10 protein-coding genes are annotated in these 11,232 nt (G+C 64.4%); 8 read left to right on the forward strand and 2 right to left on the reverse strand.

Going from position 1 to position 11,232, the window contains the following annotated elements; all coding sequences use genetic code 11:
* The first annotated feature begins 365 nt into the window (after positions 1-365).
* Entirely contained in the window at positions 366-1,313 is a 948-nt protein-coding gene (gene corA, locus BN1143_RS10495) for a magnesium/cobalt transporter CorA (RefSeq protein WP_005301617.1), read from the forward strand.
* A 143-nt stretch (positions 1,314-1,456) separates the two neighbouring features.
* Complete coding sequence (locus BN1143_RS10500; RefSeq protein WP_026141342.1) at positions 1,457-1,918, forward strand: DUF2919 domain-containing protein; 462 nt, start codon at positions 1,457-1,459, stop codon at positions 1,916-1,918.
* A 13-nt stretch (positions 1,919-1,931) separates the two neighbouring features.
* On the opposite strand, the gene BN1143_RS10505 is transcribed toward BN1143_RS10500, so the two are convergent.
* Positions 1,932-2,684 carry a hypothetical protein gene (locus BN1143_RS10505; protein WP_017786867.1) on the reverse strand — a complete coding sequence of 251 codons (753 nt, stop codon included), beginning with the start codon at positions 2,682-2,684 and terminating at the stop codon, positions 1,932-1,934.
* A gap of 251 nt (positions 2,685-2,935) precedes the next feature.
* Here BN1143_RS10505 and BN1143_RS10510 point away from each other — a divergent pair, with 251 nt between their 5' ends.
* The 5 genes from BN1143_RS10510 (at position 2,936) to BN1143_RS10530 (ending at position 9,211) form a co-directional block, all read left to right on the forward strand.
* Entirely contained in the window at positions 2,936-4,165 is a 1,230-nt protein-coding gene (locus BN1143_RS10510) for a siderophore amonabactin export MFS transporter (RefSeq protein ID WP_042050566.1), read from the forward strand.
* 57 nt (positions 4,166-4,222) lie between these two features.
* Positions 4,223-6,196: a siderophore amonabactin TonB-dependent receptor gene (locus BN1143_RS10515; RefSeq protein WP_017784703.1), complete on the forward strand. Its 1,974-nt coding sequence runs from the start codon at positions 4,223-4,225 to the stop codon at positions 6,194-6,196.
* A 70-nt stretch (positions 6,197-6,266) separates the two neighbouring features.
* Entirely contained in the window at positions 6,267-7,283 is a 1,017-nt protein-coding gene (locus tag BN1143_RS10520; RefSeq protein WP_042050569.1) for an amonabactin ABC transporter permease subunit 2, read from the forward strand.
* Positions 7,284-7,296: 13 nt separating this feature from the next.
* On the forward strand, positions 7,297-8,364 hold the full coding sequence (locus BN1143_RS10525; protein WP_042050572.1) for an amonabactin ABC transporter permease subunit 1: 1,068 nt from the start codon (positions 7,297-7,299) through the stop codon (positions 8,362-8,364).
* Positions 8,365-8,407: 43 nt separating this feature from the next.
* Positions 8,408-9,211, forward strand: coding sequence for an amonabactin ABC transporter ATP-binding protein (locus BN1143_RS10530; protein WP_042050573.1), 804 nt, complete (start codon positions 8,408-8,410; stop codon positions 9,209-9,211).
* 61 nt (positions 9,212-9,272) lie between these two features.
* Here BN1143_RS10530 and amoD read toward each other — a convergent pair whose 3' ends face one another.
* Positions 9,273-10,058: an amonabactin biosynthesis phosphopantetheinyl transferase AmoD gene (gene amoD, locus BN1143_RS10535; RefSeq protein ID WP_081852314.1), complete on the reverse strand. Its 786-nt coding sequence runs from the start codon at positions 10,056-10,058 to the stop codon at positions 9,273-9,275.
* A 156-nt stretch (positions 10,059-10,214) separates the two neighbouring features.
* Here amoD and BN1143_RS10540 point away from each other — a divergent pair, with 156 nt between their 5' ends.
* Positions 10,215-11,159 carry an amonabactin ABC transporter substrate-binding protein gene (locus BN1143_RS10540; RefSeq protein ID WP_005301640.1) on the forward strand — a complete coding sequence of 315 codons (945 nt, stop codon included), beginning with the start codon at positions 10,215-10,217 and terminating at the stop codon, positions 11,157-11,159.
* The last annotated feature ends 73 nt before the right edge of the window (positions 11,160-11,232 follow it).

The following is an 11,232-nucleotide window of genomic DNA, read 5'->3' on the forward strand; positions in this document are numbered from 1 at the left end:
AACTATTGCCATGTATGTGATGAAAGGCGCGCGGCCGGGGGCTGTCGCAGGGCGCTCGGGAGCCCACGATCCCGGCCGGTGAGCCCAAGCCCTCCCGCCTATCAGGGTGAATAAAGGAGGCAACGCCGGGATCGCCCGTTTCGAGGTCGGCGTGGCTGCTCCGACCTCGCTGTTTTTTTGAGCGAACAGGCTGAACCTCCGATGAATAGGCCCTGACAAGCGCGGCCCGCCCCTGTATAGTTCGCCGCATTCAGGTTTTCCATCGGCCCGTTCAGCTTGTCCACGGGATCGCTTTCTACGCGCTCTAAGGCCGCATGACCTGTGCAACCATCCCTGATTACCCATGACTTCTTAAGGGGGGACAGATGATCACCGCCTACATTCTCAACAACAAGGTACTGGACATAGTCACGCTCGGGCCTGACGACATAGTGCCTGACAACACGGTCTGGCTGGATGCCTACAAGCCGGACACGGCGGAACGAGAATGGTTGACGGGCCTGTTTCTGGAAGAGGTGCCCGACAAGGAGGAGCTGGATGACATCGAAGCATCCGCCCGTTTCTACTGGGATACCGACGGTCTGCACATTCACTCCCTGTTTCCCCAGCGGATCGGCCGTGACACCAAGGGTGTCCACGTCTCCTTTACCCTGCGCAACAACCTGCTGATCAGCATCCGCGAGGATGACATCGGCCTGGTGCGCCTGCTGCGCCACTACATGCGTCAGGATCGGCTGGAAGTCGAAGACGCCCTCGACATCCTGCTGGAGGTGCAGAACCTGAAAGTCGAATACCTCTCCGATCTCATCGAAGATGGCTACAAGACGTTGGAAAACACCGCCGATCAGATCTTCGAGCCGGATCAGATCAATCCCATGCTCAAGGAGTTGATGGCTCAGGAAGAGGCCAACGGCCAGATCCGTCTCTCCCTGCACGATACCCGTCGCGCCCTGCGCTTCTTGAAACGCAGCCTGCGCCAGCGCATGACGGGCGAGCAGAACAAGTGGATCGACGAGATGCTGCACGACGTGGAGTCCCTGCTGCCCCACACCCAGTTCCTGTTCGACAAGATCAACTTCCAGCTGGAGGCCTCCATGGGGGTCACCAACCTGGAGCAGAACAAGGTGATCAAGATCTTCTCGGTGGCGGCTGTCATCTTCCTGCCGCCGACCCTTATCGCCAGCATCTACGGCATGAACTTCGGTCGCATGCCGGAGCTCGCCTGGGAGTACGGCTATCCTCTCTCCTTGGTGTTGATGGTGATGTCGTCACTCGGCACCGGTCTCTTCTTCAAGCGAAAAGGCTGGCTGTGACGCCGGCGACCCGGCATAAAAAGAGATAAGCGGATTGGGGGGCCTGGCCCCCCGATTAATTCCCGCCCCCTGCCCCGCCTTGCAAAGGGCTCTGCTTCGCCCCATATCCCCCTCATCCTTTGCACAGACGAATCCGGGCAACCATGACCCTCTACCCCGAACACAGATATGACGATCACGGCCAGCTGCGTCCCCCGCTCTGGTTCTGGCCCATCGCCCTCTTGCTGACCCGCTCGGTCTGGCTGTTTCTGATGGCCGGCGTCACCCGCGAGAGCGGCAGCGCCATCCTGACCCTCTTCTACCCGGACCGGCTCACCCTCTACATCAGCCTGCTGACCGACGTGCCCGCCATACTGGCGCTGCTCGCCTGCGGCGGCACCTATCAGCAGACCCAGAGCATCCGGGCCTGGCTCAGGCGCCACAGCCCCTTGCTGCTGCTCTGCTCTGCCGTCAGCGGCCTGCTGATGCAACTGCACAGCCTCAATCTGCAGAAGTGGTCGTTCAGCTGGCCCACCGCCCTGGTGCTGGTCGCCACCCTCTGGTCACTCTGGTATCTGCTGCGCAGCCGCCAGCTGCGTGAATACGCGGTGGATCAACCCCACTGAAGGGCGAGTCGGCTCACTGGCGGGTGACCCGGATCTGCAGGGTCTGGCGATCGCTCTGAGTACCGCCGCCCCCCTGCAACTGGGTGCCCAGGCTGCTGCCCTGCTGCGCCGAGCTGGTGGAGAGCTCCCCCACCGTCAGCCACTGACCGGGGGCACCGCTCACCTCGGTGGCACTCTGCCCCCGGTTGATGGTGCCCTGCTCCAGCCTGGCCTGCTCGCTGCTGAGCGCTATCTGTACCCTGTCGCCGATCAGGGTGGCGGTGGCGTAGAGGCCGTTCACCAGCGGCATCAGCCCCACCACCTGGCCACCGCGCCACTGATAGAAGGTGACCGGCTGATAGGTGCCCATCTGCAATAGCACGGGCCGACCCGACAGACCGCGTACCTGCCAGCTGTCGTTCTGGCTGCGCTGATACTGCTGGGCATTGCCCTCCAGCAGCCACTGCCGCTTGGCGGCATCCCGGCCCAGCCCCACCCCGACCTGCTGGCTGCTGGAAGCGCCATCCACCCGCCACTCGATGAGCAGGCTCTGGGGCGGCTGGTTGAATTTGGCCAGCGCCGCTTCCGCCTCCTGCAGCTGGGCGGCGCTGCCGCTCAGCACCAGCTGGTTGCCCATGGCGCTCACCCCCAGCTCCGGATAGAGATCCTTGAGGGTCTGCACCGCCGCCTGGGTTTCGAATACCGGGATCACCTTCACCTCGGCCCGCAGCGGCAGGCAACAGAGCCCCCACAGCAGCCAGAGTCCGCACCAATTCCATCTTCTCATCTTCTCCTCCCGTCCCACTCGGCAGCCCTTCACGTCATCGGCCTGCTCATCACCTGGTCATCATGGGCCATCCCGCCCGCTTTTCAATGATTTTGCCCGTGAGCGGTGAACGCCGTGCAGGTCAGGTCCTTCATTTTTCGATGAAAAGAGCGGAGATAGATCAAATAACACAAATAAAAATGATTACCATTTGTTGTCACGAAAAAATCGCTCGGATACAATTCGGTCTCATTTTTTCGAGCTTGCCGTCGATGAAGCCAGTGACCACCACCCCCGCCGCCATCCACCTTGCCCTGCTGGTCAACATGCTCTCCATGGGCAGCATGATGATGGTGATGCCCCTTGGGCCGGATCTGGTCATCAGCCTCGGCATGCAGCCGGAACAGACCGGCTACTTCAGCGGTGGTGCCACCCTGGGGGCCGCCCTGATGGGCCTCATCGCCGCCCCCTGGCTCGATCGGGTCAATCGCAAGCCCGCCCTGCTGGTGCTGCTCACCCTGCGTTTTCTGCTGCTGATGGCCTGCGCCCTAGTGCAAGACAGCCAGCAATTGCTGGTGCTGTTCGTCCTGTCGGGCTGTGTGGCCGGGCCGCTCGCCGCCATCCTGATGGCAGCCGTGCTGGATCTGGTACCGCCCGCCGAGCGGGGCCGCCGCCTCGCCTACGTGGGCATGGCGTTCTCCCTGGCGGCAATTCTGGTGGTGCCCATCGCCCTGGTGCTGGCCCAGTGGTTTGGCTGGCAGAGCCCCTTCCTGCTGTTTGGTGTCTGCGGTCTGCTGCTGGCACTGCTGAGCAGCCGCCTGCTGCCCTCCTTGCCGGTCAACCGCGCCCCTCACGGCAGCGGCCTGCGCCAGTTGCTGGCCTCCCCGCTCTGCCAGGGCGCCTTGTTGACCCTCTGCTTGCAGATGTTCGGCCACTTCCTGCTGATCCCGCACTTTGCCAACTACTTCCAGTTCAACCTCGCCTTCCCGCGCGAGCAGATCGCCGCCCTCTACCTGTGCGGCGGCCTCGCCAGCATGGCCACCATGCGGCTGTGCGGTGGCTGGATTGATCAGGGCCGGGCCCAGGCCGCCATCCTGATCACCAGCCTGCTGCTGGCGCTGATCACTTTGCTCGGTTTCGCCATGCCGGTCGGCGTGCCCGTCTACCTGCTGTTCACCCTGTTCATGGCGCTGAGCTCGGCCCGATCCAGTTCGACCCTCGCCATCACCGCATCCATCCCGGCCCCTCATCAGCGCGCCGCCTTCATGTCTTTTCAGGGCACAGTCACCAATGTGGCGGCCGGGCTTGGCAGCCTGCTCTCCGCCAGGTTGCTGGTGTCGGATCAGAGCGGCGTCCTGCACGGCTTTGCTGGGCTCGCCTGGATCAATATCGGCTGCGGTCTGCTGGCCTGCGGCGGTGTCTGGCTCCTGCTCAAGGGGCTGGCACAGACAAGGAACAACAATAACCCCGAGTCTGGCCCCGCCAGACAAGGAAGTCAGTGAGCCACCGGCCCCAGAGCCGGACCCCATAACCTCTGTTTTATTCATGGAGTTTTGACTATGCAGTTGCAGCCTGGCGTCTTTCGCCTGAACCCCATCCTGCTCTCCCTCGGTCTTATCGCCCTGCCGGGCCTGGCCCAGGCCGAAGCGCCCAAAGCCAACGAGACCCTAGTGGTCACCGCCACCCAGACCAAGCACACCGAGCTCTCCGCGCCGGCCAGCGTCTCCGTGGTGACCCGCGCCGATCTGGACAAGATGAACGCCAACAACATCGGCGAAGCGCTCAAGCACGTGCCCGGCGTCAACGTCATCGGCACCAACCCCACCGGCCGCAACGAGATCAAGATCCGCGGCATGGGCGGCGACTACACCCTGCTGCTGATCAACGGCAAGCGGGTCAACGCCCGCGAGACCCTGGGCAGCTCGTTTGGCAATGACTTCGACTTGAGCTCCATCCCCATGGCTGCCATCGAGCGCATCGAGGTGATCCGCGGTCCCGTCTCCTCCCTCTATGGCGCCGACGCCCTCGGCGGCGTGGTCAACGTGATCCTGCGCCAGGCCAAGGAGCAGACCGAGGCCGCCTTCGGCTACACCCACACCATGCCCACCAAGGGTGATGGCGGTGATGCCAACCGTGGCAACGCCTTCGTATCCGGCGCCCTGATCGACAACAAGCTGCTCGGCAGCCTGGTGGTGGAAGGCTATCAGCGCGACCGCTGGCACAGCGATCAGTCCAACAACAAGGACGCCGATGCGCTGGAGAAACGGGAAGTGGTCAACATGCTCTCCAGCCTGAAGTGGCTGGTCAGCGATAACCAGGACGTGGAGTTCGATCTGGGCTACAACCAGAACGACATGGACAGCTACTTCAACAACGTGCCGCGCGCCCCCACCGCCCCGGCCACTCCGCACAACGTGCAAAAACTCGATCGGCTGAGCCTGGGGGTCACCCACAACGGCCGTTGGGAACACTTCGACAGCCGGGCTCGCTACTACTTCGAGCAGACCGATCTGATGGATGACTCCCAGCTCAACGGCGGCGCGGCCGACGTCACCCAGACCAACCACACGGTCGACGGCCAGCTGAGCGGCTACCTCGGGGATCACCTGCTGACTTCCGGCGCGGAGTTCCGCAAAACCGAGCTGGAACACAGCCGCAGCATCACCAACGGCAGCGTGGATGCGAGCCAAAGCGCCCTCTACCTGCAAGACGAGTTCGGCTTTGGCGATCTGGCGCTGACCCTCTCCGGTCGTCTGGATCACCACGAAACCTATGGCAACGAGTTCAGCCCGCGTGCCTATGCGCTCTACAAGCTGAGCGACGAGTGGGTGATCAAGGGCGGCGCCGGCAAGGCGTTCAAGGCCCCGACCCTGGCCCAGTCCAGCGAAGGCTTCGCCACCACCGCCTGCCGCGGCGCCTGCAAGGTAGTCGGCAACCCGGATCTGAAACCGGAAACCGCCGTCAGCTACGAGCTGGGCACCGCCTATGAGGCAGAGCGCTTTGGCGCCGGCCTCACCGGCTTCCACAACGACATCGAGGATCTGATCCAGAGCGATCAGTGGGGCCCGGGCTATCGTCCGAGCGTGATGACCTACCTCAACGTCAAGAAGGCCCGGGTCAAGGGGCTGGAGCTGACCGGCTGGGTCGATGTGATGGACGACGTCAAGCTGACCGGCAACTGGACCATGCTGGACTCCGAAGACAAGAGCACCGGCGACGATCTGGCCAAGACCCCGGATCACACCGGCAACCTGAGCCTGGATTGGCAAGCCACCGAGATCGTCAGCACCAACCTGGCCTGGCAGTACGTGGGCAGCCAGTTCATCAAGGTGCCGATGCACAACTCCCAGGCGCTCAAGTCCGACAGCTACCAGACCCTGGACGTCAACACCAAGTGGAAGGTCACCCCGGCGCTCGACTTCAAGCTGGGCATCACCAACCTCACCAACACCAAGCGTGACCAGGTCGCCACCGACGCCGACTTCATTCTGGAAGGTCGTACCGTCTACGCCGGCGTGGATTACAAGCTGTAAGCCCCGCAGGGGAGTCCGTCAGGGCTCCCCTCTTTCTGCTGTTATTGCCTCGACATGAAGGAGTAGCCGGGTGCAGAGACACCAAACACACCTGTTCTGGCTGGGAGTGATCCTCCTGTTCCTGCTGATCTGTCTGTCACTGGCCACCGGCGCCGGTGTCTATGGTGGCCGCGAGGTCGCCGGTTTTCTGCTGGGCGATCCCGCCCTCGTGGCCGATGAAAAACTCGCCATGATAGTTCACACCCTGCGTCTGCCCCGCACCCTGTGTGCCCTGGTGGTGGGCGTCTCCCTGGCGCTGGCGGCCTCCATGCTGCAAAGCGCCACCCGCAATCCGCTGGCCGAACCCGGCCTGCTCGGAGTCAACGCCGGCGCCGTGTTCGCCCTGGTGATCGGCCTCACCTATTTTGGCGTCGAATCCGCCTACGGTTACCTGCTTTGGTCCGGCATGGGGGCCCTGCTCGGCAACCTCATCGTGCTCGGCCTCGGTCTGATGGTGGGGCGCTCCAACCCCCTCAAGCTCATCCTGGTGGGGGTCGCCCTCTCCGCCACCTTCGGCGGCCTCTCCAACTTCCTGTTGCTCTCCAACCAGGTGGTGCTGGAGCAGTTCCGCTTCTGGAATCTGGGGTCGCTGGCCGCCTCGGATCTCGATGCGGTGCTCACCGTGATGCCCTTTGCCCTGCTCGGCCTGCTGCTGACCCTGGCGCTCTGCCGCCAGCTCACCCTGATGCAGATGGGTGACAACCAGGCGCTGGCGCTCGGCATCCGGCCGACCCGAGTGCGCATCGGCGTGCTCCTGGCTGCCACCCTGTTTACCGCCTGCGCCATCGCCATCGCCGGCCCCATCGGCTTCGTCGGTTTTCTCGCCGCCTACTGCGCCCGCCTAGTGGAGCCGGTACGCCTCGCCATCCAGGTGCGCTTCTCCGCCCTGTTCGGGGTGCTGTTCCTGCTCGGCGCCGACATCCTGGCGCGCTGGCTGATCCAGCCGTTCGAGCTGCCCAACGGAGTGATCCTGGCGCTGATCGGTGCCCCCGTGCTCATCCTGGTGGTGCGCAGCGGCGGCTTCCGCTCCCTGCTGGCCGTCAAATAAGGTTGCCTGCCTCATGAACAATCCAATCCATCCCTCCCTCACCACGGCGCTTCCCACCGGTACCGTCTGCCTGCGCATTGGCAGCCGCACCCTGTTGCTGCACCGCCGCGCCTGGCTCATCACGCTGGGGCTCCTGGTCGCCCTGGTGCTGCTCTCCCTGCTGGCGCTGACCCTGGGCTCCGGCAAACTCACCATGCTGGGGGTGATCCAGACCCTGCTTGGCGAGGGCAACCGGCTGAGCGAGGTGACCGTCTTCAAGATCCGGCTGCCGCGCATCGTCGCCGTGCTGGTGGCGGGAGCGGCCATGGGTCTCTCCGGCTGCCTGGTGCAGACCCTCATTCGCAACCGCCTCGCCACCCCGGACATGATCGGGGTCAACGAGGGGGCCTCCTTGGCCATCATCGCCTTCTCCCTCTACCTGACTCTGGGCAGCTGGCCCTGGTGGGCCGCGCCGCTGGGTGCCCTGTTTGCCGCCGCCGTGCTCTATGCCCTGTGCAACAAGCCGGGGGAGCAGGGCTACCTGTTCGTGGTGATCGGCATCGGCGTCTCCGAACTGATGAACGCCATCGGCCAGTTCGTGATGTCCACCCAGTCGCTGGTGCACCTCACCAGCCTCTACCTGTGGAACATGGGCAACTTCGTCGGCCAGGGCTACAGCACAGTGCTGCCGGTGGGGATCCTGATCCTGCTGGTCTGCCCCTGGATTATCTATCTCTCCCGGGCCCTCGGCGTGCTGCGTCTGGGCCCCGTCACCGCCCAGAGTCTGGGGGTGAACGTCAATCGGGTGCAGCTCGGCGTGCTGGCCCAGGCCATCGTCGTGGCAGCGCTCGGCACCGCCATCGGCGGCCCCGTGGTCTTCATCGCCATGGCGGCCCCGGTGCTCGCCTCCTGGCTCAGCCGGGATCGCATCGTGCCGCTGTGGATTGCCGCCCTGTGCGGCGCCCTGCTGCTGCTGGCCAGCGACACCCTGGTGCGGGTGCTGGCCAGCCCCCACGAGGTGGCCACCGGCATCATGACCCGCATTCTCGGCGGCCTGCTGCTGCTGTTCATCCTGCTCAAAGACCGCCAGAAGGCCGACTGACGATGCCATTCATCCATTTTCAAGACAGACCGAGGGCCGCCTGATGACGCTCACCATCAATCACCTGCAATTTGGCTATCAGCACAAGCCCGTCTTCAACGACATCTCCTTCACCATTCCCCAGGGCAAGCTGGTGGGGATCGTCGGCCCCAACGGCGGCGGCAAGTCCACCCTGCTCAAACTGCTGGCAGGCCAGGAGCAGCAGCAGGCCGGCGAGATCCTGCTCAAGGGCAAGGCGCTGGCAAGCTACGGCAAGAAGGCGCTGGCCCGCGAGCTCGCCTACCTGCCCCAGCGCCCGCTGGTGCCCGCCGGCATCCAGGTCGAGCAGCTGGTGCAGTACGGCCGCCATCCCCATCAGGGCTGGTTCAATCAGTGGAGCGAGGAGGATGCCCGCATGGTGCGCTGGGCCTGCGAGCGGATGCAGCTGGGCGACATTTTGCAGCAGAGCGCCAGCTCTCTCTCCGGCGGCCAGGCCCAGCGGGTGTGGCTCGCCATGGTGCTGGCCCAGGATGCGGACATCATCCTGCTGGATGAACCCACCAGCGCCCTCGACATCGGCCACCAGACCGAGGTGATGGAGGCCATCCACCAGATCACCGCCGAGGGCAAGACGGTGCTCATCGTCATCCACGATCTCGCCACCGCCGCCCGCTACTGCGACGAGCTGATCGCGCTGGGGGATGGCGGCATCCAGGCCATGGGGCCGGCCCGCGAGGTGGTGACCAAGTCCCTCATCGACCGCCTCTACCAGACCGACGTGGACATACTGCACGCCCCCGGCGACGGCGCCCCCATCATAGTGCCGCGCCGCAGGCCGCACGCCTTTGCCATGAAGCAGCAGGCCTGAGCCTCATAAAAAAACCGCCGAGAGGCGGTTTTTTTATGTTTGCAGCTCGGCGCACCACCACTCACAGCAGCAGGCTGGTGAGCACCCCGCCCGGCCGTGTTTGCCAGTGCCCTGTTTGCCAATGCAGTGTCTGCCAGTACATTGGCTGCCAGTAGAGCGTACAGCGCCACCCGGCGGGCAGTGTCGGGGTCAGCGAGTCCACGAGTTCAAGGGTGAGGGTCTGCTCCGTCATGGCCAGCCAGCGGGCATCGAGAAAATCAAAATAGCGCCCCACCCTGGGGTAGAGCGCCTTGAACAGGCTCTCCTTGGCCGAAAAGATCAAGGTGAGCGCCTCAGCCCTGCTCAGGCCGATGGCAGGGGCAGCGGCCGCCAGCCGGGCCCACTCCTCCCCGCTTGCAATACCGGGCCAGAGCTCGCTCGCCTGCCCCTCTGTCAGCCAGCCCTCCAGATCCAGCCCCATCCCCGCCCGGCCCGAACGCACCGCGCACAGTGCCATGCCGCGCCCTTGCAACAAGCTGTGGCTGATGCTGCCCTCAAACCCCGCAGGCCAGCAGGGTTCGCGGGCGTTGCCGATGGCCACGGGGTGCTCCGCGAGGTTGAAGGAGCGCAGGGCTTCGCGGGCCGCGAGACGCCCCGCCAAAAACTCCCCCAGCCGCTTGGGGGCCGCGCGCTGCAAGCTGGCGGGCAGCACCATGCCGGCCGCATCGTAGCAGACCGGGGTGAAGGCGGCGGGGTCAAAGCAGACCCGTTGCAGCGCCATGTGCGCCGCGCCGGGCAGCGGCAGGCTGTCGGCCTGCACGATAAAGCGGTCCAGTGAACAGGCTGGCGCGGTGGCAATGAACATCACGAAGAGCCCTTGGTGGATGAGCCAACATGGTAGCAAATTGCTCCCTCTACACACCACAAACACAAATGACAATTCTTATCATTTGAATTTGTGGTAGCATGAGTTCGCCCGTTTGGGACCCAGTGTTCCACTGATTTCACCAAGAAGGATGTAACGATGAAGATCTCCTCTCCCCTGGCTGCCGTGCTGATGCTGGCCAGTCTGGTCGGCTTCCAGGCACAGGCCGGCAGCGAGACCCGTCAGGTGACCGATGCCGACGGCAAGACCCAGATCGTACCGGCCCAGCCCAAGCGGGTGGTGGTACTGAGCGAAATCGATCTGGACAGCGCCCTGACCCTGGGGCTGCAACCGGTCGGCACCGTCAATGGCCGCGGCCAGTCCACCCTGCCCCGCTACCTGCTGCAACAGGCGGGCAAGGAGATCGCCGTGGTCGGCGATCTGGACAACCCCAACCTGGAGAAGCTGATCGATCTGGAACCCGACCTCATCCTCACCGGCCAGACCAAGCCCGAGCTGCTGGCTCTGCTCAAGGAGATCGCCCCCACAGTCGTCACCGGCAACTGGGGTGACTCCTGGAAGGAGATCTTCAATCGCAGCGCCCACGTGCTGAACCGGGACGCCGAAGCCAAGACCTTCCTCGCCCAGTATGACGCCCGCCTGCAGGAAGCCCGCAGCAAGCTTGCCAAGCATCAGGGCGAGCGCCTGAGCATAGTGCGCTGGAACCCCAAGGGCCCCAGCTACATGCACAGCGGCACCTTCGCCAGCAGCGTGGTGGAAGAGATGGGGCTGACCCGGCCGACCCACCAGATCGGTGACAAGACCCCCCACTCCCCGGCTCTGAGTCTGGAATCCCTCAACCTGCTGGACGGCGACTGGCTGGTGATCGGCACCCTGAGCGCCAGCGGCGATGCGGTGGATGCCATGAAGCAGGCCGAGCAGACCCCGGCCTTCCAGCAGCTTGGCGCCATCAAGAGCAAGCGCTTCGGCGCCGTGGACGGGTCGCTCTGGACCTCCACCGGTGGCCCCCAGGCGGCCCTCAAGGTGATCGACGACGTCGAGCAGCTGCTGGCCAAACCCGATGCGGCCCCCATCACCCAATAAGCCCGCGCGATCAGCGCCCACAAAGAAGCCCGCATTTGCGGGCTTTTTTTTATCCATGGCTTTTAACATCCAA

The sequence above is a fragment of the Aeromonas dhakensis genome, assembly GCF_000820305.1.
GTDB classification, from domain to species: Bacteria; Pseudomonadota; Gammaproteobacteria; order Enterobacterales; family Aeromonadaceae; genus Aeromonas; species Aeromonas dhakensis.

Coding starts and splice junctions, on each gene's coding strand:
- BN1143_RS10510 (WP_042050566.1), top strand. CDS start 2,936: ATGAAGCCAGTGACCACCACCCCCGCCGCCATCCACCTTGCCCTGCTG.
- BN1143_RS10515 (WP_017784703.1), top strand. CDS start 4,223: ATGCAGTTGCAGCCTGGCGTCTTTCGCCTGAACCCCATCCTGCTCTCC.
- BN1143_RS10525 (WP_042050572.1), top strand. CDS start 7,297: ATGAACAATCCAATCCATCCCTCCCTCACCACGGCGCTTCCCACCGGT.
- BN1143_RS10500 (WP_026141342.1), top strand. CDS start 1,457: ATGACCCTCTACCCCGAACACAGATATGACGATCACGGCCAGCTGCGT.
- BN1143_RS10505 (WP_017786867.1), bottom strand. CDS start 2,684: ATGAGAAGATGGAATTGGTGCGGACTCTGGCTGCTGTGGGGGCTCTGT.
- corA (WP_005301617.1), top strand. CDS start 366: ATGATCACCGCCTACATTCTCAACAACAAGGTACTGGACATAGTCACG.
- BN1143_RS10540 (WP_005301640.1), top strand. CDS start 10,215: ATGAAGATCTCCTCTCCCCTGGCTGCCGTGCTGATGCTGGCCAGTCTG.
- BN1143_RS10530 (WP_042050573.1), top strand. CDS start 8,408: ATGACGCTCACCATCAATCACCTGCAATTTGGCTATCAGCACAAGCCC.